Below are 22,057 nucleotides of genomic sequence, written 5' to 3'. Positions count from 1 at the left end.
AGCGCACCCGCTGGTCCCGATGATGCTGACGGGGGCTTAAGACAGGCGGGCAATCTCCTCAAGCAGCGCCGCCTCCATCGCCTCGATCGGCGCGCGCGCGCAGCCGGTGTAGAACTCGACCTGGGCGCACGCCTGGTGCAGCATCATGCGCGTGCCGTCGATGGTGCGGCAGCCGAGCGCTGCGGCATCGCGGATCAGCTTGCTCCTGACCGGGATGAAGGCGGCGTCCATGACGATCAGGTGCGCGGCGAGCTGTCCGGCGACCGGGTTGACATCGGGGGCGCGAAAGCCCGCCGCGGTCGCGTTGGCGAGCATGTCGAAATCCGCCGCGCGGAAATCCGTCAACCCGCCGCCAAAGCGCAGGCCGAGCGAGCCGGCCAGTTCTTCGCCGCGCGCCGCGGTGCGGTTGAACACGGTCACGCTGGCGCCGGCCTCGCGCAAGCCATAGGCCATCGCCCGCGCCGCGCCGCCCGCGCCCAGCAGCGCAATGCGCTGGCCGGCCACATCCGTCACCTCCTGGAATGCCCGGACGGCGCCGATGCAGTCGGTGTTGTAGCCGGTCAGCACGCCATCGAGATTGTTGATGGTGTTGACCGCGCCGATGGCGCGGGCGGTCTCGTCGAGATGGTCGAGGTGGGGGATCACGGCCTGCTTGTGCGGCATCGAGACATTCATGCCGCGCACGCCGAGCGTGCGGATCGACTGCACGGCGCCGGGCACGTCCTGCACCCCGAAGCACACAAAGGTGTAGTCGATCCCGAGCGCCCGATAGGCGGCATTGTGGATGCGCACATTGAAGGTGAAGGGCTCGCCCATGATCGAGCCGCACAGCGTGGGAATGGAACCGGGCATTGCGGGGTGTCCTTGCGAGGAAAATCAGGCGGCTGCCTGGGCGGCAAAGGCCGCCAGGTCGAAGCGCGCGGCAGGTTGCCGCCCGGCGAGCGCGTCCAGCAGGTTGCGCGTGGCCAGTTCGGCCATGGCACGACGGGTCTCATGCGTGGCCGAGCCGATATGGGGCAGGGCGGTCACCCTGGGATGGCGGCGCAACGGCGAATCCTGAGGCAGAGGCTCGGTGGCGAAGACGTCCAGCCCGGCCGCGCGCAGGTGGCCGCTTGCCAGCGCCGCGAGCAGCGCGTCTTCCTGCACGATCTGGCCGCGTGCGCCGTTGACGAAGATGGCGCCCGGCTTCATCAGCCCGAACTCGCGCGGGCCCATCAGGCCTCGGGTGCTGTCTGTCAGGGGCAGCGTGATGGCGACGATATCGGCGCGGCGCAAGGCGTCGTCGAGTTCCGTCCGGGTGGCGCGCCCCACCAGGTCGGGCGGCTCCATGGCAGTCTCGTTGACGTAGAGCACCTCCATGCCGAAGCCGAGCGCCGCGCGCCGCGCCACGGCCTGGCCGATGCGCCCGAAACCCAGGATCGCCAGCGCCTTGCCGTGCACGTCCCAGCCGAACAGGCTGTCGCCGATATTGGCGGTCCAGCGGCCTTCGCTGACGTGGGCCGCCAGCTCGACCAGGCGGCGGCTCGTGGCCATGATGAGGGCGAAGACGGTGTCGGCCGTGGTCTCGGTAAGTACGCCCGGCGTATGGCACAGCGTGATGCCGCGCTGGTGCAGGCAGGGGAGGTCATAGTTGTCGACGCCCACCGAAATACTCGAGATCACTTCCAGCCGGCCGGCTTCGGCCAGTTCCGCCGCGCCCAGCTTCACGCTGGAGCCGATCAGGCCGTGGGCGGATGCCAGCGCGGCGCGGAAGGCCGGTCGTTGTGCCGGCTGGCGCGGGTCAGCCACGATCATGTCATGCTCCGACTCGATCCTGGCGAGCAGGTCGTCAGGAATCGGCCGGAACACCAGTACATTCTTGCGCATGGGTAGTCCTTGCTGTGGCTTCACAGGCTGGCGGCCGCCAGCTGGGCATGGGTCGGCAGGCCTTCGGTATCGCCGCGCACCTGCACCGCCCGGGCGCCGATCCAGGCACCGCGCCGGACGGCTTCGCCCACCGGGCGGCCCTCCAGCAGCGCGCTGATCACGCCCACGGCAAAGCCGTCGCCGGCGCCAACGGTATCGACGACGCGCTCGACGCTGAACGCCTCGACATGGCCGCTGCCGGCCTCGCCATCGAAGTAGGCGCCGTCGGCACCGAGCTTCACCACCACCAGCTTCGCGCCGCGGGCACGGTAGAAGGCGGCAATGCGTTCCGGCTCGGCGTGGCCGGTGAGGAAGCGGCCTTCCTCGATGCCGGGCAGTACCCAGTCGCATTGCTGCGCGAGGTCGTTCAGCGTCTCCCGCATCAGCTCGGGCGTGGCCCACAGCGTGGGCCGCAGGTTGGGATCGAACGAGATCGTGCGGCCGGCGGCGCGCATGGTGGCGATGGCCTGGCGCGTGGCAGCCTGCGTGCCTGCCGCCAGCGCGGGGAACACGCCGGTGACGTGCAGGTGCCGCGAGCGCCGCAGCCATTTGTCGTCCAGGTGCTCCGGGCTCATGCGGCTCGCCGCCGAGCCGCGGCGGTGGTATTCGACGGGCGGATCGCTGCCGTCGTCGACCCGGCCCTTGAACTGGAAGCCGGTGCGCTCGCCGGGCTCGCATACCACCTGGCTGCAATCCACGCCTTCGCGCTGCATTTCGCCGAGCAGGTAGCGGGCCATCGAGTCGTCGCCCAGCCGGCTGGCCCAGCCGACCTTCAGGCCCAGGCGCGACAGGCCGATGGCCACGTTGGTCTCGGCACCGGCGGTGCGCTTGTGGAAGGTCTGCGCGCCTTCGAGCGGCCCGGCTTCGCCGGCGACCAGCATCAGCATGGCCTCGCCCAGCGTGACCACGTCAAGATCGGGGCTCATGCGGGAACCTCCACCGAACGCAGCAGTTCGACATGATGGCGCGTGACCTGTACCAGGTCTTCGCCTTGCAGCGGGAATTCGATCGCACGCGCAACCTGCGTGGGCAGGCGGCGCAAGACGCCGCGCCAGGGTGCGGCCGACTGGTCGAGCGGTACCGCGATCCATTTGGCGGGCGTGCGCTGCACGCCCTTGCAGTGCACGTAGCCGACGTTGGCGCCGAAGACTTGCGCGGCGTCGAGCGGGTCTTCGCCGGTCCAGTGCCAGTTGCCCATGTCGAAGGTCATCGGCACGGTCTCGCCGAGCGCCGCGATACGCGCGAAGAAGTCGCGCAGCGGCGGTACGGTGCCGGCGCGGGCGGTCTGGTCGTTTTCCACGACGAGTTCGATGCCCTCGTGCCGCAGCCAGGGAAGCAGCGCTTCCAGTGCCGTGCCTGCCCGATAGCCGCCAAGCGACATCTTGACCCGGCTCGCACCGAGCGCCAGCGCGGTCGTGAAGGCACGGTCGAGCGCGGCGGCATCGAGGCTGCCTGCGTCATTCCAGAGGCCTTCCGGGCTGGACCAGACCACGTCCAGTCGATGCTCCCCAGCAACCTCGCGCTGTTCGATGACTTCCTCCTTGTGCCCGCGCTGGAGTTCGCCGCGGAATTCCACGCCATCCGCGCCCGCTGCCGCGGCAATCCGCGCCAGCGCCGCCTGGCCGTCGCGCAGCGCGAGGTCGGCACCATAGGCGGTCAGCGAGATCAGGACCGGCGGGCGCGAGGCTCCATCTGCACCTTCTGCTTGCCACTGGCTCATTTCAGTGCTCCCGCGCTGAGGAATTGCTGCAGTTCCGGCGTCCGTGGCTGCGCGAACAGCGCCTTCGACGGGCCCGCCTCGTGGACCTTGCCCTGGTGCATGAAGATGGTGGTATGCGCCATGCGGCGCGCGAATTCCATCTCATGCGTGACCAGCACCATGGTCATGCCGGAGGCAGCGAGGTTCTCCATGACACGAAGCACTTCCGCCGTCAGCTCGGGGTCGAGCGCAGAGGTGACTTCGTCGAACAGCATCACCTTGGGTTCCATCGCCAGCGAACGGGCGATGGCCACGCGCTGCTGCTGGCCGCCCGAGAGTTGCTCGGGGTAGCAGTCCTTCTTGTCGAGCAGGCCGACCTGGGTCAGCACCTGGGCGACGATGCCGTCGATCCGGCTTGCGGCCATCTTCTTCACGATGGCCGGCGCCAGCGCGATGTTCTGGCCCACGGTCAGGTGCGGAAACAGGTTGTAGCTCTGGAACACCATGCCCACGTCACGGCGCAGGTCGAGCAAGCGCTTGCGGTCGTGATCCAGCTTGTGGCCGGCGACGGTGATATTGCCGGCATTGATCGTCTCCAGGCCGTTCAGGCAGCGCAGCATGGTGCTCTTGCCGGAGCCGCTGCGGCCGATGATGGCGACTACCTGGCCCGGCTCGATGGCAAACGACACGCCTTTCAGGACTTCGACGCAGCCATACGATTTGTGCACGCCTTGTGCTTCAACGATTGACATGGAGCCTCCTTTCCATGCGCCGGGCCGCCGCGGACAGCGGGAAGCAGAGCGCGAAGTAGATAAGTGCGACGACGACAAAGACCGCAAAGGGCTGGAAGGTCGCGTTGTTGATCAGTTGGCCGGCGCGGGTCAGCTCGATGACGCCGATGATGGAAGTGATCGAGGTGTTCTTGACCAGCTGGACCGAGAACCCCACGGTGGGCGGCAAGGCCAGCCGCACCGCCTGCGGCAGCACCACGTAGCGCAGCTGCTGCCAGCGGGTGAGGGCAAGCGCCTCGCTGGCTTCCCACTGTCCTTGCGGCACGGCCTCGATGCAGCCGCGCCAGATCTCGCCAAGATAGGCGCTGGCGTAGATCGACATCGCCAGCATGGCCGCGACCATCGGCGACAGCTTGAGCCCGAGCACGGACAGGCCGTAGTAGCTCAGGAACAGCACGATCAGCACCGGCGTGCCTTGCACGACCTGGATATAGACCGTACTGGCCAGGCGCAGCAGCGGGCTTCTGGAGGTACGCGCCAGCGCGACCAGGAAACCGGCCAGCGTGCCGCCGACGAAGGCCAGCAAGGTCACCCACAGCGTCCAGCGTGCGGCCAGCAGCAGGATTTCAAGATGATTCCAGGAAAACTCGGTGATCATTTCGTGCTCCCAGCAACCGCTGCCGTCAGTTCGGCGCGCGCCAGCGGCACGACCGGCGCCGTGCGGGCCAGCTTTCGTGCGCGCGCCACCACGCGGCGCCGCTTGAACACCAGGTTGCCGATCAGGGCGAACATGGCGCGCAGCAGTAGTGCCAGCCCGATATAGAGGAACATGACGAGGATGTAGCTCTCGAAGGTGCGGAAGGTCTGCGAATCGACCTGGCTGGCGACCGCCGTCAGCTCTTCCACCGAGATCGTCGACACCACGCTCGAGGTCAGCATCATCAGCGTGAACTGGCTGGTCAGGGCGGGATAGACCTTTTCGAAGGCCGGTACCAGCGCGACGTGGCGGATCAGCTGCCAGCGCGTCATGCCCAGCGCGGCGGCGGCTTCGAGCTGCGAGCGGTGTACCGCCTGCAATCCGGCACGGATGATTTCAGTCGAGTAGGCGCCGAGGTTGACGGTCATCGCAATCACCGCGGCGGTGACGGCATCGATCTGCAGGCCCACGGTCGGCAAGCCGAAGAAGATGATGAAGAGCTGGATCAGGAAGGGCGTGTTGCGGATCGCCTCGACATAGGCCCTGGTGACGCGCTGCAGCCACGGGCCGCCAAAAGCGGCGGCAATGGCGCCGGCGGTGCCGACCAGGGTGCCAAGCAGGATCGAGCCGAAGCTGAGTGCCAGCGTCATCGCGGCGCCTTCCGCGAAGCGATCCAGCTGCGACAGCACCGGGGTCCATTCGAATTGGTAGTGCATGCGGGTCTCCTGGCACGCCGGCGGGCGCCGGCGCGCAACCTCAGACGGCCTGGTTCAGAACGTTTGCAGCGCGGGCAGCGCCTTGCCGGTCCACTTCTGCGCAATGGCATCGAGTTCGCCATTGAGCTTGACGTAGGAGATGGTGGTGTTGAGCCACTGGCGCAGCTCGAAGGCGTCGCGGCGCACGGCCATCGAATTCGGCTGCACCGAGAACGCGAACTTGGCGTCGAACTTGCCGGCGCCGCGCGCCTTCATGATTTCGTTGCCGGTGGTGTTGGGCAGCGCAATGGCGTCGACCTGGTTGCTGATCAGCGCCTGCGCGCAGGTGGCATCGTCCTCGAAGCGGACGATATTCATGCCGGGCACCGCCAGGCGGGTCAGCGCGGTGTCCTGCGTGGTGCCGCGCGTCACGCCCACCTTCTTCTTGCCGAGCTCAGTCAGCTTGGCGTACTTGGCAGCGGTAGGCGCAAAGATGGTCAGCTCGAATGCGCTGTAGGGCGAGCTGAACATGATGGCACGCGCCCGCTCCGGCGTCGGCGCCAGCGTCGCGACCAGGAAGTCGACCTTGCCCGCTTCCAGCGCCGGAATCCGGCTGGGCGAGGTGAGCGGAACGATATCGACCGGCACGCCCAGGTACTTGCCGAGCAGGTTGGCCACGTCGACGTCATAGCCGGCGGGTTTGCCGGTGGCGTCCGTGGTGCCGAAAGGCGGAGCACCGGTCACCACGCCGATGGTGACCTTGCCCTTCTTGACGATCTCGGCGACGGTCTGGGCTTGGGCGGTAACAGCGGCGCTGGCCAGGATCAGCAAAGCCAGTACGGGCGTGGCAAAGCGGCGCAACAGGTGTTGGGCGTTCATTGGATGTCTCCTGCACGGATATGAAAGGTGTCGCTGGCGGCAGCGATCTGCATGCCGGATTTGAAACCGGTTTCAGGATTATAGGAAACCGGTTTCAGAGATACAGCAGTGGAAACCCTTACGGGCGCTCCGAGGTTGTTCCGACGGGGAAATGGGCGCGCTTGCGCACCCGCTACGCTGGTGCGGCGGCTCTATGCGTGGCTTGCGCGCGCACGCCGGACGGCGGCGGGGGAGTGATCAGCCGCGGCGGGTGGACCCGCGTGTGACCAGCGTGCCGGGCAACAGCACCCGCCGCGGCGGCAGCTGGCCGCCTTGCAGGCGCTCGATCAGGCAATTGGTGGCAACGCGCCCGATATCGTCGGTCGGCTGGGAAATGGCGCTGAGGCCCGGGCCGACCAACGCGGCCCATTCGGGGTCATCGAAGCCTATCAGGCCAAGGTCGGTACCGAGTTGCCACCCCAGTCGGGCGGCCGACGCGGCCACGCGCAGCGAGATCACTGCGTTGGCTGCCAGCACGGCAACGGGCGCCTGGCCGGCACGCCGGCGCAGCTCGCGCAGCGCTTCATCGAGGGCATCGTCGTCACCTCTGTGGGCTTCAAAAGCAGATCCGCTGACCGTGTCCGCGTGTTCGGCGATAAAGCTTCGAAATGCGCGGGCGCGCTCGTTGCGCGAGCTGATGGCCTTGATCGGCTCGCTGATAAAGAGGATGTGCCGATAACCGGCGTCGACAAGGTGGCCGGCCGCTTCATGGACGGCAGTCAGGTTGTCCAGGGCGACAAGATCGACTTCCGCATCGCCGACCTTGCGATCAACCAGGACGACGGGCTTGCCCAGCTGCGCGGCATCGGCCAGGGCACCGGCGTCGTGGCCCAGTGTATGCAGAATGAAACCCTCCACGCGGTAAGCCGAGAGCGAGCGAATGGCTTCGCGCTCCAGTTGCTCGTCGTTGCCCAGGTTGAACAGCATCACCATATAGCCGGCATCGCGACAGGCCTTCTCAACGCCACGCAGCACTGCTACCGAGAACGAATTGGACACGTCTGCCACCACCAGCCCAATCAGGCGAGACTTGCCGCGTTTGAGTCCCTGCGCCATGGGACTGGGACTATAGCCAAGTGTGCGGATGGCCGATGCCACGCGCTCCTCCACCTCCGTGGACAACTGCTGGCCACCCCGGTTCAGGTAGCGCGATACCGTTGCCTTGGAAACGCCCGCATAGTCGGCTACATCCTGGATGGTGAGCTTTTCTGCGGGATGCGGGTTGGACTTCGGTCGGGTCACGGGCGGCGGCATAAAGTTGGATGAAACCAGTTTCACGATTATGCCTCGCGACTGCCACGATCGCCAGCACGCCGGGCTCAGTAGTGCAATAGTGCGCAAGTCGGCACTTGATGACGGGGCGATGGGCACTGGACGGCCCTGAGGAGAGGGAAGCGCAGGTACGGCATCACCCCCGCTACATCACCGACGATATGACGGCGTTGTGTCGAGCGGCAAGGCATGGCGTAGGTATCGTTCAGTTATCGAGCATGTGTTTTTGTCTTTAGCTTTGTCATCACAGAATGCGATGGCACGATAACTATTGATGGCTTTACACGGCCGGAAAGGAGGTAGTAGTCGGCCATGCCGGCTCCGGTCGGGGCGGTGTTAAGCGAGAGAACAAAGGAATCGCGCCCCGCGTGGCGCGGGGCGCGTGGCACATGGAGTTGGGGGCGGGCATGCCGGCCCGCCTGCATCTCAGGTGCGGTCGTAGGAGAACTGGATGCCAGCCGTGCCGCCGGTCTGGATGAAGAGATCCATGAAGGCCGGGACGGTCTCGCTGCGGGCCCAGTCGCGCTGCAGTTCGCAGAACAGCTGAGCCACGCTGATCATCTTGCCGCCAGCCTGTTCGATGCGGCGCAGCGCGGCCTCGTGCGCCGCCACGGAAGTACCGCCTACGGCGTCGGCCACGACATAGACCTCATAGCCTTCCTTGAGCGCGTCCAGCGCCGGGAAGGTCAGGCACGCTTCCGTCCACAGGGCAGTCATGATCAGCTTCTTGCGCCCCGTCGCCTCCACTGCCGCGCGGAACTCCACGTCTTCCCAGGAGTTGATCGAGGTGCGGTCATAGGTAGGGAAGTCGCCCAGCACCTTCTGCAGCTGCGGGATTGGCGGCTTGTTCAGGCCCGTCCTCACATTGACCGTGGAATGCACGATCGGCAGCCTGTACGCAACCGCGGCACGCGAAGCGCCGACGATGTTATTGATCAGCAACTGCCGGTCCATGGAGGCGATGGAGTTCACCTGGACCGGTTGGTAGTCGATGATCACGAAGGCTGCGTTCTGCGGAGTCAGCAGGTGGTCGTTTGCGGGATCGCGAATGGGTTCGCTCGCCATGGTTATCTCCAGAACAATGGGTGGGTTTCTGCTACTCGGCGTTCCCGGGCCGGCGCTGCATGTACTGTGCGCGAAGCTGGCCCGACTGCCCCGCGACGGTACCGGCATTGCCGGACACTGCAAACCGGAAATGCGGTTTTGATGCCGTCCGGCATGCGTTGCGGTCGGCCGTCGCAACGAGCCTTTGCAGCATAAGCCATGCATTGGGGCGAGCGTGATAGCCATCTGCCAAACATGCTGTTCGCGCTGATAGAACGATCCGCGCGCCCTCCGTGTCCTGCTTGCTTGCGCCGTGGTATTTGCCTAGTCTTTGCCGACACCATATGTGCGGAGGACACGAACGATGGACGATTTCTATGTGCTGGTGATCCTGTATGCCAAGCCCGGGCGCGAGGCGGAGCTACGGGAAAAACTGCGGGCCGTGGTGGCGCCTTCCCGCCGCGATGCCGGCAACCTGCGCTACGAGATGTTCGAGCAACAGGATGATCCGCGGCGCTTTGTCTTCATCGAGCACTGGGACAGTCCCGCCGCGCAGGAGGCGCACCATACGCAGACCGAGCACATCCGCCGCTTCCAGGAAGATGGCAGCGATGCGGTGGAAAGGATGGAGTTGTTCTACCGGATGAAGCTTGTGGCCTGAGTGGCAGCGTTCTCCATGCAGGGAGGCTATGGCGGCGATAACGACCACGGCGTGGAAAAGTATGAAATCGCCGCGCGCTGGGACGACATCGTGCAATGGCAGCTGTCCAGCCGCTTCACGCTCTCGCTGGATGGGGAGGTCAATGTCGCGAACTGGCGCGCATTGTCTAACCGGCCGTCCAGCCAGCTGATGGAGTACGGCATCTCGCCAATCTTTCGCCTGGGTTATGCCGCGGAATTTGCCACGCCGTTTATCGAGGCGTCAGTGGGTTTGCGCGTGCTCGGCCACACCGAGATCGCCGGCGGCCACCGCATGGGATCGGCGTTCCAGTTCTCAGACATGGTCGGCGTCGGGGTTGCCTTCGGCAAGGCGCGGCGCCTGACCATCGGCTACCGCTTCCAGCACCTGTCCAACGCCGGCATTCAGGAGCCGAATCCGGGCGTCAACTTCAGCATGGGCTACATCCGCTATCGCTTCTGACGCGCTTCTGAGGGCGTGCCGGCATCAAGGGCCGGCACGATCACCGCGATCGCGTCGCGGACCAGCGCATCGATCTCGGCGTCGTCCGGACGGACGCCGGTAGCCAGCGCACGGTGCAGGACGCTGGCCAGCACCATGCCGTGGAACAGCCTGGCACTGACCTCAGGGCTTGCCGAGAGCCGCGTGCCTCTCGCCTGCTGGCTGCCAAGGAAGGCCGCGACATAGGCGCAGGTCGCCGCCGGGCCGCGCGTATACCAGGCGTTCCCCAACGCGGGGAAGCGCCGCGATTCCGCGAAGATCAGCCGCAGGAACGCCAGGTGGCGTTCCTCCAGCAGCGACTGCAGAAAACTGTGCGCGATCTTGCCGAGTCCCTGCGCCGCATCGCAGCGCGACACATCCACGCCCTTCTCGGTCTTTTCCAGGAAGCGGTCGCACAGCCGCTCCACCACCGCCACGAACAAACCGTCCTTGCCGCCGAAATAGCTGTAGACGTTGGTCTTGGAGCCCCCGCACGCCTTGACGATGTCGTCCAGGCTGACGCCGTCATAGCCGTGCTCGAGGAACATGTCGGCGGCGGTGCTCAGGATCAGGGCGCGCTTCTCTTCGCCACGGCGTGTGATGCGCTGCGGCGGGCGGTGCAGGGGAGTGTCGGTAACGCTCACGGGTGATGCCATCGGTAGCGAGGAGTAACAGGGGGCAAGGGGCGCTGGCGCCCCGCGCAGTCTACCAAATGCTTGCGTGATCCAAGTGGCAGCCCATGCGTCGCCCCTTTCTTCAAAAAATTCGTGTGAGGTTTTTCAATTTATTTAGTACCATACGGTACGGTTTGATTATATTTGGATCGTGAGACGTGCGGGGCAGATTGCCCCGGTCGACACAAGGTTCTTCCTGGTAGAAAAGGAGCAAGTGATGAAAAAGGCATCGATTGGCGCAATCCTGATGGTGGTGATGGCGGCCGGGGCGCAAGCCGCGGTGCGCACCGCGGACGTCTATACAGACGGGGCGCATGTTGCCGAGGCCCTGCAGCGTTCGCAATCCGGCCGCCTGGCCGATGAGCAATTCCGCCGGATTGCCGTGCGCAAGGCGGATCCGTTCACCGACGGCGGACTGCGGCAGGTAGATCTGTTCACCGACGGCGCACTCGCGAGAATTGGGAGTGCCGACCGGTTCACGGATGGCGCCTGAACGGCAAGCCGGTCCTGCGCCACATGCAGTGCCGGCCGCAAGGTCACGGTGGGGTGCGGGTTTACCGTTCTTGCAGAGGCTCGCACCCCCACCTAAAATAATTCGCATATCGCATTAAATTGCGCGTAGCGCAAAAAAGGAGACAACGTGACGGAAGCGAAACACCCCCGGGCTGCCGGTCAGACCAGCATCGCGCATGTGGATATCCACGGCGTGTCGGTGCATGGCAAAGACCTGAGCGAGGCCTTGATCGGCAAGACCGGCTTCACCGCCTACTTCCTGTTCCTGCTGACCGGCCGCGAGCCCGGCGCAAAGCTGGTGGCGATCACCGATGCCTGCCTCGTGGCGATCGCGGAGCATGGCCTGGTCCCCTCGGTGCAGGCAGCGCGCATGACGCTGGCCGCCGCGCCGGATGCGTTGCAAGGCGCCGTGGCGGCTGGCGTGCTGGGTTGCGGCTCGGTGATCCTGGGCGCATCGGAGACCGCGGGCCAGCTGCTGGCGGAAGTGCTCGCCGGGCGGGAACACGGCACGCTGGCCGAGAGCGCGAACTCGGTGGTCCGGGCCGTGCGGCAGGCGCGCAAGCCACTGCCAGGCTTTGGCCATCCCACGCACAAGCTGGGGGATCCGCGCGCGCACCGGCTGCTGGCCATTGCGCGGGAGCTGGGAGTTGCCGGCGACCACGTGGCCGCGCTGGAAGCGGTAGCCGCCGCAGTGCCCGAGCATTACAGCAAGCCCTTGCCGCTGAACGTTTCGGGCGCAATCCCCGCCGTCCTGCTCGACGCTGGCTATCCCGCCACCGCGCTCAAGGGGGTGCCGCTGCTGGCGCGCGTGGCGAGCCTGATCGCCCACCTGCAGGAGGAACGCCGCCAGCCGATTGGCTTCATCCTGGCCGATGCCGCCGAACAGGCCATCGCCTACAGCGCCGCGCCGGCGCAAGCATCATGAGCGCGCCGGCCACCTGCACCGGCACGATGGCGCCGCTCGACGTGCTCAGGCAGTATCCGGCGCATGACTTCACGCTGACCGGTTTCCTCGCGGCCCGCGTGGCGGCGCATCCGGACAAGCCGGCGTTGCTTTTCGAGGGCGAGACCTGGAGCTATCGCGAGCTCGAGGGACGGATCGCGCAAGCCGCGCAATGGCTGGCGCAGGCCATGCACGTGCGCCGCGGCGACCGCGTCGGCGTGCTGTCCCCCAACCATCCGTCCACGGTCGTGCTGATGTTTGCGCTGGCGCGCATCGGCGCGACCATGGTGCCGGCCAACCCGGAATACCGGCTGGACGAGGCGCTGTACGTGTTCCAGCATGCGCAGGTCTGCGGGCTGGTGTGTGCACCGGCTACGCTGGACACCGGTGCGGCCATCGCCCGGGCGCTGGGCGGTGGGGTCTGGCTGCGCGCCAACGAGCCTGGCGACCACGGCGTGCCGACGCTGGAGCAGTCGATGGCGGCGGCGGGCGAACTTGCGGCCGAACCTGCCGACGACGGCGGCGACCGGGATACCGCACTGATCATCTATACGTCCGGCACCACGGGCTTCCCCAAGGGCGCGATGCACAGCCATCGCGGCTACGTACTGACCGCCGAAGCCTTCGTCGGCCGGTTGCAGCTGCAGCCAGACGAGCGCGTGATGTGCGTGATGCCGCTATTCCATATCAACGCGCTGATGTATTCGGTGGGCGGGGCCCTGGCGTGTGGCGGCTGCCTGGTGCTGGTGCGCAGGTTCTCGGCGTCGTCGTTCTGGCGGTTCGCCGCCGAGACCGGCGCCACGGAGGTGAACCTGGTGGCGGCGGCCGGCAGCATCCTGGCCCGGCGCCCGCGTGCCGAGTTCGTGCCTGGCCACCGCATCACCAAGATGTTCATCGCGCCGCAGACCCAGGAAATGGTGCGTGTGATGAAGCAGGAGTTCCACGTGCCGCGGCTGATCGAATGCTATGGCATGACGGAAATCCCGGGCGTGATCGCCAACCCGTTCGACGGCCCGCACAAGCTTGGCACCATGGGCCTGATCTCGCCCCACCCGGATCCGGCGGTGCCGGTGCCGCAGGCCCGCATCGTCGACGACGAAGGCAGCGACGTGGCCCCGGGCGGCGAGGGCGAACTGCTGATCCGCACGCCTACGCTGATGCAAGGCTACTACCGTGACCCGGCCCAGACCGAGGCGGCGTTCCGCGACGGCTGGTTCGCCACCGGCGACCTGGTGCGCCAGGACGAGGACGGCTACTACGTCTTTGTTGCGCGCAAGAAAGATGTGATCCGGCGCAAGGGCGAGAACGTGTCGGGCGCCGAGCTCGATCGCATCTTCGGCGAACACCCGGCGGTGGAAGAAGCGGCGGCCATCGGCGTGCCCGCGGAAATTGGCGAGGAAGAAATCCTGCTGGCGGTGCAGTTCCGCGCGGGCCAGTCGGCCGATGCGGCCGAGCTGCTCGCCTGGGCGCGCGGCCGCCTGGCCGTGCACAAGCTGCCGCGTTATATCGCCACCGTCGACGCAATCCCGCACACACCGACGCACAAGCCTGCCAAGCACAAGCTGAAGGCTGACCGGACACTGCTGGCGCGCGCGGTCGACCTGTCGGCCGCCAGCCAATAAGCCAGAACAAAAGGAGACAACCATGAGCACCCAGGACAACTACACCCTCCAGCGCGCGCTGGACGCGATGTGCGCCGGCGCACCCGGCTCGGACGAGACCTTGCAGGCGCAATTCGGCGTGGCGCTGCGGCATTTCCACGCCATGCTGGACGAGCTGCAGCTGACCGATGCGCAGCTCTATCGCATTGCCGCCTGGCTGGGCCGGGTGGCCGCGCAGGATGAACTGATCATGCTGTGCGACATGATGGGCCTGACCATGCGCGCGCTGGACCTGGCGCGCACCGGCGAGCAAGCCACGCCGCAGAACGTGACCGGCCCGTTCCCCAAGGACCAGGTGGCCGAAGGCAGCAACCCCTGCCACCTGGCGACGGCGGAGGAGCCCGGGCAGCGGCTCGAAGTGCGCGGCCGCGTGCTGGATGCGCGCACGGGCCAGCCGGTGCCGGGTGCGACGCTGATCGTGTGGCAGCCCAACCAGTTCGGCCGCTACGAGAACGAAGACGACTCCCAGTCCGAAGACAACCTGCGCGGCAAGCTGCGCTGCGATGTGGAGGGCGGCTTCCAGATCTTCACGGTGCGGCCGGGCGGCTACATCATCGGGCGCGAGGACACGGAGGTGGGCGTGCTGATGAGGCGCCTGGGCCGCAACCGCCAGCGCGCGCCGCATATCCACTACCGGGTGGTGCAGCCGGGATACCGCACGCTGACCTCTCAGATCTATTTCAAGGGCGACCCCGCCAACCCGGTCGACTGCATCTTCTCGACCATCGATGACCACATCGTCGAGGTGGGGCCCCATCCGCAGCGTGACGGCTACCAGCTGCTGACGCTGGATGTGGTGATCGAGCCCGAGGTGGCGCCAGTGGCGGCCTGAGCCCCGCGCAGCTCAGGAGGCCGCCAGGATCGAATGCGCCAGCGTGGGCGCCCGCCGGATGGCGGCCTCGATCATCGCGGCCGCCTCGCGCAGTGCCGGCAGCCGTGTGGCGACAAGTTCTTCGGGGCTGGCGCGCTCGGTCTCGGTGGAGCAGTTGATGGCTGCGATCACGCGCTGCTGGGGGTCGCGCACGGGCACGGCGATAGACAGGACGTTGAGCTCGAGCTGGCCGTGCTGGATCGCATAGCCCTGTTCAAGCGTGCGTGCCAGCGCGGCGCGCAGCGCATCAGCATCGCTGAGCGTCATCGGCGTGAATTTCTGGAACGGTGCCTTGTCCAGGACCTTGTTCTGCTGGGCCTTGGTCGCATGCGCCAGCAAGGCGAGGCCGAGCGAGGTGCAATGCACCGGAAGCCGGTAGCCGACCGAGGCGCGGAACGCGATGCGCCGCTGGCTGGGCACATGCGCAAGGTAGACCACGCTGTCGCCGTCGAGGATGGCGAGCGAGACCGAATCGCGGAAGCGCTCGGCCACTTCCTGCAGGAAGGGCTGGACGATGTCGCGCAGGTTCATCGAGCTGAGGAATGCGGCGCCCAGCGACAGCACCTTGGGCAGCAGCACGAAGCGCCGCCCGTTGGCGCCGATGTAGCCCAGCGCCTGCAGCGTCAGCAAGGCACGGCGCGCGGTGGCGGGCGTCATGCCGGTGGCCTGGGCGACTTCGCTCAGCGTCATTTCCGGCGTGGTGTCGGTGAACGCCTGGATCACCGCCAGGCCGCGCGCCAGCGCCGCGACGTAGTCGCGGTGGCCTTCTTCGAGCTTGGGCGGGGCGTCCTGGTCGACGGGGGCGGTGGGTTTGGCGGCGGAGGTCATGCGCGCATTTTATCCGCAACGCCCAGGCTGGAACAGAAAGGAGGGCGCCATGGCCGGCGCCCGGGAGACATAGCAACATGAGACTCGATCCTACCTCGCTGCGGCTCTTTGTCTGCGTGGCGGAAGAGGGCTCCATCGCAGCCGCCGCCGAGCGTGCGCACCTGGCCGCCGCCGCGGTCAGCAAGCGCATCAGCGAGCTGGAGCAAGGCCTGGGCACGGCCCTGCTCCGGCGCAGCAACAAGGGCGTAGAGCCGACCACGGCCGGCATCGAGCTGGTGCACCTGGCGCGCGGCGTGCTGCACGACCTTGACGACATCGTGACGCGCATGCGCGACTTCGGCGGAGGCCTGCGCGGCCAGGTCAGGGTATTCGCCAACGTCTCCGCCATTACGCAGTTCCTGCCGGCGCAGCTCAAGTCGTTCCTGGCGGACTATCCGCGTGTCGACGTGCGCCTTGATGAGCGCGTCTCCACCGCCATCGTGCGCGCCGTGGCCGAGAACGCCGCGGATATCGGCATCTTCACCGCGTGCGCGGTAGGCGCGGAACTCGAGACCTTTCCCTACCAATGCGACGAACTGGTGGTGGCGGTGCCAGACGGCCACCCGCTGGCAGCGCGGCAGTCGGTGTCGATCCGCGAGGCGCTGGACTTTGATCTGGTCAGCATGCATGCCGGCAGCCAGATTCATCTGCAGCTGGTGCGGGCCGCCAGCGAGGCCGGCCTCGTGTTCAAGCCGCGCATACACGTGCCTGGCTATGACGCGCTGTGCCTGATGGTGCAGGCGGGGATGGGGCTGGGCATCCTGCCGAGGTCCAGCGCGGCGCCTTACCAGGACACCCTCGGCATCCGTACCGTCAGGCTGGACGAGCCCTGGGCCGCGCGGCAACTGGTGATCGGCGTGCGCGCCTACGACAGCCTCTCGGCGGTGGCGCGGCTGCTGGTCGACCGCCTGCTCGACGCCGCGTAGCACAGACGCGCCTGCCATCGCGCTATGCGATGGCAGGCTCGCCAATCACTGCTTTACCACGCGCGCCGGTTCTTCCAATCTTGCATGGCAGTCACCGTATTTCGACAGGAGCATCAAACCGTCATGGTCAACGAAGCGAACAAGGAAAAGATGCCGCTGCAAGGCGTGCGCGTGTTGGAGCTGGGATCGCTGATCGCCGGCCCTTATGCCGGCGGCCTGCTCGCCCAGTTCGGCGCCGAGGTGTTGAAGATCGAAGCGCCGGGCGAAGGCGATCCGCTGCGCAAATGGCGCAAGCTGTATGAGGGCACCTCGCTGTGGTGGTATAGCCAGAGCCGCAACAAGAAGTCGCTGACGCTGGACCTGCGCAGCCCGGAAGGCCAGGACATCGTGCGCAAGCTGGTCGCCGGCGCCGATATCGTGATCGAGAACTTCCGCCCCGGCACGCTGGAGAAATGGGGCCTGGGCTGGGAAGACCTGCGCAAGGTGAATCCGGCCCTGGTCATGGTGCGCATTTCCGGCTATGGCCAGACCGGCCCCTACAAGGACCGCCCGGGGTTTGCCGCGATCGCGGAATCGATGGGCGGGCTGCGCTATGTCAGCGGCTACCCCGACCGGCCGCCGGTGCGGTCCGGCGTGAGCATCGGCGACACGCTGGCGTCGCTGTACGGCGTGATCGGCGCGCTGCTGGCCATGCACCACCTGCGCAACAACAACGGCGAAGGGCAGTATGTGGACGTGGCCCTGTACGAGTCCGTCTTTGCCGTGATGGAGAGCCTGGTGCCGGAGTTCGACAAGTTCGGCCACGTGCGCGAGCGTTCCGGCGCCAGCCTGCCCGGCATTTCGCCGTCGAACACGTATCCCTGCAAGGACGGGCAGTACGTGATCATCGCGGGCAACGGCGACGCCATCTTCCGGCGCTTCATGACGGCGATCGGCCGCGACGACCTCGGCCAGGATCCGCGCCTGGCGCACAACGATGGCCGCGTGCAGCACAACGCCATGCTCGACGACGCCATCGCCGCATGGACCGCCGCGCACGACCTCGACACCGTGCTGGCGACGCTGGAAGCCGCGGCGGTGCCTTGCGGGCGCATCTACACCGCGCAGGACATCTGCAGCGACCCCCACTACAGTGCGCGCGGCATGATCGAGCCGCACCAGCTTCCCGATGGCTCGCCGCTGGCGCTGTCGGGCATCGTGCCCAGGCTCAGCGCCACCCCGGGGCGAACCAACTGGATCGGGCCGGCGCTGGGCGAGCACACCGAAGAGATCCTGGCGGGCATCGGCATTGCCGGCGCCGAATTCCGCGCGCTGCGCGAGGCCGGCGTAGTCTGAGCCCGCGGCGCCAAACCGAAGGACAGAAAATGAACATGACCATGTGGCTTCCCCATGCCCCACGGCGCGTCCGCATCAATGAAGTGTCCGTGCGCGACGGCTTCCAGATCGAGCCGGAATTCGTCCCCACCGAAGAGAAGATCGCGCTGATCGACCGGTTGTCCGAAACCGGGCTCGCCCGGATCGAGATCACCTCGTTCGTGTCGCCCAAGGCGATTCCGAACCTGCGCGATGCCGAGGCCGTGGCCAGGCAGATCCGCCGCCATCCCGAGGTCATCTATACGGCCCTGGTGCCGAACGTGCGCGGATGCGAGCGCGCGCTCGAGTGCGACCTGGATGAGATCAACCTCGTCATGTCCGCCAGCGAGACCCACAACCTGGCAAACATGCGCATGACGTGCGAGCAGTCGCTGGCGCAGTTCCGCGATGTGACGGCGCTGGCCCGCTCCGGTGACCTGGCTGTCAGCGGCTGCGTGGCGACGGCGTTCGGCTGCCCGTTCGAAGGCGCGGTGGCGCCGGAGCGCGTGCAGTGGGCCGCGGGGCGATACCTGGAGCTGGGCATGGACAGCATCACGCTGGCCGACACCACCGGCATGGCAGACCCGCGCCAGGTGAGCGACCTGGTCGAGGCCTTCCGCCAGTGGTTCCCGGGCGTGCCGCTGACACTGCATTTCCACAACACCCGCGGCATGGGCCTGGCCAACGTGCTGGCTGCGCTGGCCGCGGGCGTGGACAGCTTCGATGCCTCGCTGGGCGGGCTCGGCGGCTGCCCGTTCGCGCCCGGCGCCACCGGCAACATCTGCACGGAGGACCTGGTGCACATGCTCGAGTCGGCCGGCATCGACACCGGCGTTGACCTGGACCGGCTGCTGGGCGCCGCGCGCGACCTGCCGGCACTGGTCGGGCACGATATTTCCGGGCAGGTCGTCAAGGCGGGCAAGCGCACCGAACTGTATCCGGTGCCGGAATGGGTGGGCGCGCGCCAGCACTGAAGCAAAGCATAAGCAAGGAGACACCATCATGACCGAGCCTAACCGCCCCGCGAGCCTGCTCGACAAGCTCTGGGCCAGCCACGTGATCCACCAGGAGACCGACGGCCCCGCGCTGATCTATATCGATCGCCACCTGGTCAACGAAGTGACCAGCCCGCAGGCCTTCGAAGGGCTGCGCCTGAACGGGCGCAAGGTGTGGCGTGCCGCCTCGGTGCTGGCCACTGCCGACCACAATGTGCCCACCACCGCGCGCAGCCAGGGCATCGCTGATCCGGTGAGCCGCGCGCAGGTTGACGCGCTCGACCGCAACTGCGAAGAGAACGGCATCGTCAATTTCGGCATGGACGATCCGCGCCAGGGCATCCTGCACGTGGTGGGGCCGGAGCGCGGCGCGACCTTGCCCGGCATGGCCATTGCCTGCGGCGATTCGCATACCTCCACGCACGGCGCGTTCGCGGCGTTCGCATTCGGCATCGGTACCTCGGAAGTGGAGCAGGTGCTGGCCGCGCAATGCCTGTGGATGAAGAAGCCCAAGTCGATGCTGGTACGCGTTGAGGGCGAGCTGGGCAGGGGCGTTGCCGCCAAGGACATTGCGCTCGCGCTGATCGGGCGCATCGGCACGGCTGGCGCGACCGGCCACGTGATCGAGTTCGCCGGCAGCACCATCCGCGGCCTGAGCATGGAGGCGCGCATGACCGTATGCAACATGGCGATCGAGGCCGGCGCGCGCACCGGCATGGTGGCCGTGGACGAGACCACGCTGGAGTATCTGGGAGGACGGCCGCAGGCCCCGCAGGGCCGGATGTGGGACGTGGCCATCGAATACTGGCGCACGCTGCACAGCGACCCGGGCGCGACCTTCGATGCCGTGGTGGACCTCGACGCCGCCACCATCCGCCCGCACGTGACCTGGGGGACGTCGCCCGAAATGGTGGTGCCCGTCGGCGAGCGCATTCCCGATCCGCGCGACGAGCGCGACCCGGTGCGGCGCAAGAGCATCGAGGCGGCGCTGCGCTACATGGGCCTGCTGCCGAATACGCCCATCGAAGCGGTCGCGGTGGACAAGGTCTTTATCGGGTCATGCACCAACGCGCGCATTGAAGACCTGCGAGCCGCGGCGGAGGTCGTGCGCGGCCGGCATGTCTCGCCGCGCATCCGGCAGGCACTGGTGGTGCCGGGCTCGGGCCTGGTCAAGTCCCAGGCCGAGGCCGAGGGCCTTGACCAGGTGTTTATCGCGGCCGGCTTCGAATGGCGCGAGCCCGGCTGCTCGATGTGCCTGGGCATGAACGACGACCGCCTGTCGGCTGGCGAGCGCTGCGCGTCCACGTCCAACCGCAATTTCGAAGGCAGGCAGGGACCGGGCGGGCGTACCCACCTGGTGAGCCCGCAGATGGCAGCCGCGGCTGCCGTGGCGGGGCACTTCGTCGATGTCCGCGCGTTGTAACACCGGAGGAAGCCGAGCAATGAAAGCCTTTACCACCCTGGATGGCCTGGTCGCGCCGCTGGACCGCGCCAATGTCGATACCGATGCCATCCTGCCCAAGCAGTTCCTGAAATCCATCCGGCGCAGCGGCTTCGGTCCCTACCTGTTCGACGAATGGCGCTACCTTGACCATGGCGAGCCCGGGCAGGACTGCAGCGCCCGGCCGCTGAACCCGGACTTCGTGCTGAACCAGCCGCGCTACCGCGGTGCGTCGATCCTGCTGGCGCGCGAGAACTTCGGCTGCGGCTCCTCGCGCGAACATGCGCCGTGGGCACTGGATGACTTCGGCCTGCGCGCGCTGATCGCGCCAGGTTTTGCGGACATCTTCTACAACAACTGCCTGAAGAACGGCCTGCTGCCGATCGTGGCGGCGCCGGAGGTGGTCGACCGCCTGTTTGCCGAGGTCGCCGCCACGCCGGGCTACCGGCTGCAGGTGGACCTGGCCGCGCAGCAGGTGGTCACGCCGGCCGGTGAGGTGATCGCTTTCACGCTCGACCCGTTCAAGCAGCATTGCCTGCTCAACGGGCTGGACGATATCGCGCTGGCACTGCGCCACGCCGCGCAGATAGACGCCTACGAGCAAGTGCGGCGGCAGCGCGAACCGTGGTTGTTCAACTGACTGGATTATCCGGCCGCACGAGCCGGAAAGCCCCACAACGATAGATGGAGACATGATGGACTGGAACACTCACACCCCTCGCGCGCTGTGTGCCGCGGCGCTCGGCCTGGCCTGCTTTGCCGGCGCAAGTGCCGCCCTGGCACAAGCCTATCCCGCACAACCGATCCGCATGGTCGTGCCATACGCACCCGGCGGCACGACCGACATCATCGCCCGGCAACTGGCCCAGCGCATGTCGGAAAAACTGCGCCAGCCGGTGGTGGTGGAGAACAAGAGCGGCGCCAACACGGTGATCGGGGCCGACACGGTCGCCAAGGCCCAGCCCGACGGCTACACGCTGCTGCTGACCAACGACGCCACGTTCGTGCTCAATCCGGTGGTGCTGCCATCGGTTTCCTACAACGTCGCGCGCGACTTTGCGCCGGTGGCGGCGATCGGCTATGTGCCGCTCGTCATGGCGGTATCGGGCAGCCTGCCGTTGGACAGCGTCAAGGACCTGGCGGCCTATGCGAAAGCCCGCCCGCAGGCGCTCAGCTACGGTTCGTTCGGTGCTGGCAGCCAGCCGCACCTGATGGGCGCGCTGTTCAACAAGCTGGCCGGCACCGACCTCGTGCACGTGCCTTACAAGGGCTCGGCGCCTGCCGTGGCCGATGTCGTCGGCGGGCAGATCCTGATGACCTTCCCGGCGCTGCCGACGATCCAGAGCTTTGTCACAGCGAAGAAGCTCAAGGTGCTGGCGGTCAGCGGCGACAAGCGCACGCGCGCATTGCCCCAGGTCCCGACCTTCGAAGAGGCCGGCTACAAAGAAATGAATATTTCGGCGATCTACGGTGTGCTGGCGCCGGCCAAGGTGCCGCGCGCGGTGGTCGACAAGCTCAATGCCACGATCCGCGAGATCCTCGACGAACAGGACTTTGTCGAGAAGCACTTTGCGGCGCAGGGCATGGTGCCGATGAAGCTGACGCCGGAACAGTTTGCGCGCTACATCGAAACGCAGACGCAGCAGACACGCAAGGTCGTTGCGCTGTCGGGCGTCAAGGTCGAGTAGGCCGG

24 protein-coding genes are annotated in these 22,057 nt (G+C 67.0%); 12 read left to right on the top strand and 12 right to left on the bottom strand.

From position 1 onward, the window contains the following. Positions 1–36: 36 nt before the first annotated feature. The 10 genes from E1J61_RS22895 to E1J61_RS22845 form a co-directional block, all read right to left on the bottom strand. The gene (locus E1J61_RS22895; RefSeq protein WP_133096285.1) at positions 37–852 is read right to left on the bottom strand and encodes a shikimate dehydrogenase; all 816 of its coding nucleotides are present in this window, start codon (positions 850–852) and stop codon (positions 37–39) included. Between the two features lie 24 nt (positions 853–876). Further along, positions 877–1,866, bottom strand: coding sequence for a D-glycerate dehydrogenase (locus tag E1J61_RS22890; RefSeq protein ID WP_133096284.1), 990 nt, complete (start codon positions 1,864–1,866; stop codon positions 877–879). A gap of 20 nt (positions 1,867–1,886) precedes the next feature. Beyond that, positions 1,887–2,831: a sugar kinase gene (locus tag E1J61_RS22885; protein ID WP_133096283.1), complete on the bottom strand. Its 945-nt coding sequence runs from the start codon at positions 2,829–2,831 to the stop codon at positions 1,887–1,889. Then, positions 2,828–3,625, bottom strand: a complete 798-nt coding sequence (locus E1J61_RS22880; protein ID WP_133096282.1) for a sugar phosphate isomerase/epimerase — start codon at positions 3,623–3,625, stop codon at positions 2,828–2,830. The genes E1J61_RS22885 and E1J61_RS22880 overlap by 4 nt, the downstream gene beginning before the upstream one ends. Continuing rightward, positions 3,622–4,356 (bottom strand): amino acid ABC transporter ATP-binding protein, encoded by a 735-nt coding sequence (locus tag E1J61_RS22875; RefSeq protein WP_133096281.1) that lies wholly within the window; start codon positions 4,354–4,356, stop codon positions 3,622–3,624. The genes E1J61_RS22880 and E1J61_RS22875 overlap by 4 nt, the downstream gene beginning before the upstream one ends. Continuing rightward, positions 4,343–4,993 (bottom strand): amino acid ABC transporter permease, encoded by a 651-nt coding sequence (locus E1J61_RS22870; protein ID WP_042879405.1) that lies wholly within the window; start codon positions 4,991–4,993, stop codon positions 4,343–4,345. The genes E1J61_RS22875 and E1J61_RS22870 overlap by 14 nt, the downstream gene beginning before the upstream one ends. Beyond that, positions 4,990–5,748, bottom strand: coding sequence for an amino acid ABC transporter permease (locus tag E1J61_RS22865; protein WP_133096280.1), 759 nt, complete (start codon positions 5,746–5,748; stop codon positions 4,990–4,992). Before E1J61_RS22865 ends, E1J61_RS22870 begins: the two co-directional genes overlap by 4 nt. A 54-nt stretch (positions 5,749–5,802) precedes the next feature. Beyond that, complete coding sequence (locus E1J61_RS22860; RefSeq protein WP_133096279.1) at positions 5,803–6,606, bottom strand: transporter substrate-binding domain-containing protein; 804 nt, start codon at positions 6,604–6,606, stop codon at positions 5,803–5,805. A 237-nt stretch (positions 6,607–6,843) separates the two neighbouring features. Continuing rightward, positions 6,844–7,899 carry a LacI family DNA-binding transcriptional regulator gene (locus E1J61_RS22855; RefSeq protein ID WP_133096552.1) on the bottom strand — a complete coding sequence of 352 codons (1,056 nt, stop codon included), beginning with the start codon at positions 7,897–7,899 and terminating at the stop codon, positions 6,844–6,846. A gap of 444 nt (positions 7,900–8,343) precedes the next feature. Further along, positions 8,344–8,982: a hydrolase gene (locus E1J61_RS22845; protein ID WP_133096278.1), complete on the bottom strand. Its 639-nt coding sequence runs from the start codon at positions 8,980–8,982 to the stop codon at positions 8,344–8,346. 343 nt (positions 8,983–9,325) lie between these two features. On the opposite strand from E1J61_RS22845, the gene E1J61_RS22840 reads away from it, so the two are divergent. Continuing rightward, complete coding sequence (locus E1J61_RS22840; RefSeq protein WP_133096277.1) at positions 9,326–9,622, top strand: putative quinol monooxygenase; 297 nt, start codon at positions 9,326–9,328, stop codon at positions 9,620–9,622. 15 nt (positions 9,623–9,637) lie between these two features. Continuing rightward, entirely contained in the window at positions 9,638–10,102 is a 465-nt protein-coding gene (locus tag E1J61_RS22835; protein WP_133096276.1) for an acyloxyacyl hydrolase, read from the top strand. Here the strand turns inward: E1J61_RS22835 and E1J61_RS22830 are convergent. Continuing rightward, complete coding sequence (locus tag E1J61_RS22830) at positions 10,090–10,764, bottom strand: TetR/AcrR family transcriptional regulator (RefSeq protein ID WP_240745872.1); 675 nt, start codon at positions 10,762–10,764, stop codon at positions 10,090–10,092. The two genes, E1J61_RS22835 and E1J61_RS22830, sit on opposite strands and share 13 nt — an antisense overlap. Before the next feature lie 247 nt (positions 10,765–11,011). Between E1J61_RS22830 and E1J61_RS22825 the strand changes: the two genes are divergently transcribed. The 4 genes from E1J61_RS22825 to E1J61_RS22810 all read left to right on the top strand — a co-directional run bounded on the left by E1J61_RS22825 (position 11,012) and on the right by E1J61_RS22810 (position 14,743). Further along, complete coding sequence (locus E1J61_RS22825; RefSeq protein WP_133096274.1) at positions 11,012–11,287, top strand: hypothetical protein; 276 nt, start codon at positions 11,012–11,014, stop codon at positions 11,285–11,287. A gap of 147 nt (positions 11,288–11,434) precedes the next feature. Continuing rightward, a complete protein-coding gene (locus E1J61_RS22820) occupies positions 11,435–12,232 on the top strand; it encodes a citryl-CoA lyase (RefSeq protein WP_133096273.1) in 798 nt (265 codons plus the stop codon). Next, positions 12,229–13,872 (top strand): class I adenylate-forming enzyme family protein, encoded by a 1,644-nt coding sequence (locus E1J61_RS22815; protein ID WP_133096272.1) that lies wholly within the window; start codon positions 12,229–12,231, stop codon positions 13,870–13,872. Before E1J61_RS22820 ends, E1J61_RS22815 begins: the two co-directional genes overlap by 4 nt. 22 nt (positions 13,873–13,894) lie before the next feature. Continuing rightward, positions 13,895–14,743 carry a dioxygenase gene (locus E1J61_RS22810; RefSeq protein ID WP_133096271.1) on the top strand — a complete coding sequence of 283 codons (849 nt, stop codon included), beginning with the start codon at positions 13,895–13,897 and terminating at the stop codon, positions 14,741–14,743. Positions 14,744–14,755: 12 nt separating this feature from the next. Here E1J61_RS22810 and E1J61_RS22805 read toward each other — a convergent pair whose 3' ends face one another. Next, entirely contained in the window at positions 14,756–15,610 is an 855-nt protein-coding gene (locus tag E1J61_RS22805) for an IclR family transcriptional regulator C-terminal domain-containing protein (protein ID WP_133096270.1), read from the bottom strand. Positions 15,611–15,687: 77 nt separating this feature from the next. Here E1J61_RS22805 and E1J61_RS22800 point away from each other — a divergent pair, with 77 nt between their 5' ends. The 6 genes from E1J61_RS22800 (at position 15,688) to E1J61_RS22775 (ending at position 22,052) form a co-directional block, all read left to right on the top strand. Next, a complete protein-coding gene (locus tag E1J61_RS22800) occupies positions 15,688–16,575 on the top strand; it encodes a LysR substrate-binding domain-containing protein (protein ID WP_133096269.1) in 888 nt (295 codons plus the stop codon). A 123-nt stretch (positions 16,576–16,698) separates the two neighbouring features. After that, complete coding sequence (locus E1J61_RS22795; RefSeq protein ID WP_133096268.1) at positions 16,699–17,910, top strand: CaiB/BaiF CoA-transferase family protein; 1,212 nt, start codon at positions 16,699–16,701, stop codon at positions 17,908–17,910. A gap of 41 nt (positions 17,911–17,951) precedes the next feature. Continuing rightward, positions 17,952–18,902: a hydroxymethylglutaryl-CoA lyase gene (locus tag E1J61_RS22790; protein WP_133096551.1), complete on the top strand. Its 951-nt coding sequence runs from the start codon at positions 17,952–17,954 to the stop codon at positions 18,900–18,902. Between the two features lie 28 nt (positions 18,903–18,930). Then, positions 18,931–20,346, top strand: a complete 1,416-nt coding sequence (gene leuC / locus E1J61_RS22785; protein WP_133096267.1) for a 3-isopropylmalate dehydratase large subunit — start codon at positions 18,931–18,933, stop codon at positions 20,344–20,346. 19 nt (positions 20,347–20,365) lie between these two features. Beyond that, on the top strand, positions 20,366–21,004 hold the full coding sequence (gene leuD, locus E1J61_RS22780) for a 3-isopropylmalate dehydratase small subunit (RefSeq protein WP_133096266.1): 639 nt from the start codon (positions 20,366–20,368) through the stop codon (positions 21,002–21,004). Between the two features lie 52 nt (positions 21,005–21,056). Continuing rightward, on the top strand, positions 21,057–22,052 hold the full coding sequence (locus E1J61_RS22775; RefSeq protein ID WP_243736951.1) for a tripartite tricarboxylate transporter substrate binding protein: 996 nt from the start codon (positions 21,057–21,059) through the stop codon (positions 22,050–22,052). Positions 22,053–22,057 lie beyond the last annotated feature (5 nt).

The organism is Cupriavidus sp. L7L, from assembly GCF_004353535.1.
GTDB classification, from domain to species: domain Bacteria; phylum Pseudomonadota; class Gammaproteobacteria; order Burkholderiales; family Burkholderiaceae; genus Cupriavidus; species Cupriavidus oxalaticus_A.
Note: the sequence above shows the minus strand (reverse complement) of the source record. Positions and strands in the feature narration are given on the sequence as shown.

Excerpts from the sequence above, each read along its gene's own strand:
- E1J61_RS22865 (WP_133096280.1), bottom strand. The coding sequence starts at position 5,748 with ATGCACTACCAATTCGAATGGACCCCGGTGCTGTCGCAGCTGGATCGC.
- E1J61_RS22790 (WP_133096551.1), top strand. The coding sequence starts at position 17,952 with ATGTGGCTTCCCCATGCCCCACGGCGCGTCCGCATCAATGAAGTGTCC.
- E1J61_RS22805 (WP_133096270.1), bottom strand. The coding sequence starts at position 15,610 with ATGACCTCCGCCGCCAAACCCACCGCCCCCGTCGACCAGGACGCCCCG.
- leuD (WP_133096266.1), top strand. The coding sequence starts at position 20,366 with ATGAAAGCCTTTACCACCCTGGATGGCCTGGTCGCGCCGCTGGACCGC.
- E1J61_RS22890 (WP_133096284.1), bottom strand. The coding sequence starts at position 1,866 with ATGCGCAAGAATGTACTGGTGTTCCGGCCGATTCCTGACGACCTGCTC.
- E1J61_RS22845 (WP_133096278.1), bottom strand. The coding sequence starts at position 8,982 with ATGGCGAGCGAACCCATTCGCGATCCCGCAAACGACCACCTGCTGACT.
- E1J61_RS22885 (WP_133096283.1), bottom strand. The coding sequence starts at position 2,831 with ATGAGCCCCGATCTTGACGTGGTCACGCTGGGCGAGGCCATGCTGATG.
- E1J61_RS22875 (WP_133096281.1), bottom strand. The coding sequence starts at position 4,356 with ATGTCAATCGTTGAAGCACAAGGCGTGCACAAATCGTATGGCTGCGTC.
- E1J61_RS22795 (WP_133096268.1), top strand. The coding sequence starts at position 16,699 with ATGGTCAACGAAGCGAACAAGGAAAAGATGCCGCTGCAAGGCGTGCGC.
- E1J61_RS22855 (WP_133096552.1), bottom strand. The coding sequence starts at position 7,899 with ATGCCGCCGCCCGTGACCCGACCGAAGTCCAACCCGCATCCCGCAGAA.
- E1J61_RS22840 (WP_133096277.1), top strand. The coding sequence starts at position 9,326 with ATGGACGATTTCTATGTGCTGGTGATCCTGTATGCCAAGCCCGGGCGC.
- E1J61_RS22860 (WP_133096279.1), bottom strand. The coding sequence starts at position 6,606 with ATGAACGCCCAACACCTGTTGCGCCGCTTTGCCACGCCCGTACTGGCT.
- E1J61_RS22775 (WP_243736951.1), top strand. The coding sequence starts at position 21,057 with ATGATGGACTGGAACACTCACACCCCTCGCGCGCTGTGTGCCGCGGCG.
- E1J61_RS22835 (WP_133096276.1), top strand. The coding sequence starts at position 9,638 with ATGCAGGGAGGCTATGGCGGCGATAACGACCACGGCGTGGAAAAGTAT.
- E1J61_RS22825 (WP_133096274.1), top strand. The coding sequence starts at position 11,012 with ATGAAAAAGGCATCGATTGGCGCAATCCTGATGGTGGTGATGGCGGCC.
- E1J61_RS22815 (WP_133096272.1), top strand. The coding sequence starts at position 12,229 with ATGAGCGCGCCGGCCACCTGCACCGGCACGATGGCGCCGCTCGACGTG.
- leuC (WP_133096267.1), top strand. The coding sequence starts at position 18,931 with ATGACCGAGCCTAACCGCCCCGCGAGCCTGCTCGACAAGCTCTGGGCC.
- E1J61_RS22880 (WP_133096282.1), bottom strand. The coding sequence starts at position 3,625 with ATGAGCCAGTGGCAAGCAGAAGGTGCAGATGGAGCCTCGCGCCCGCCG.
- E1J61_RS22800 (WP_133096269.1), top strand. The coding sequence starts at position 15,688 with ATGAGACTCGATCCTACCTCGCTGCGGCTCTTTGTCTGCGTGGCGGAA.
- E1J61_RS22895 (WP_133096285.1), bottom strand. The coding sequence starts at position 852 with ATGCCCGGTTCCATTCCCACGCTGTGCGGCTCGATCATGGGCGAGCCC.
- E1J61_RS22810 (WP_133096271.1), top strand. The coding sequence starts at position 13,895 with ATGAGCACCCAGGACAACTACACCCTCCAGCGCGCGCTGGACGCGATG.
- E1J61_RS22870 (WP_042879405.1), bottom strand. The coding sequence starts at position 4,993 with ATGATCACCGAGTTTTCCTGGAATCATCTTGAAATCCTGCTGCTGGCC.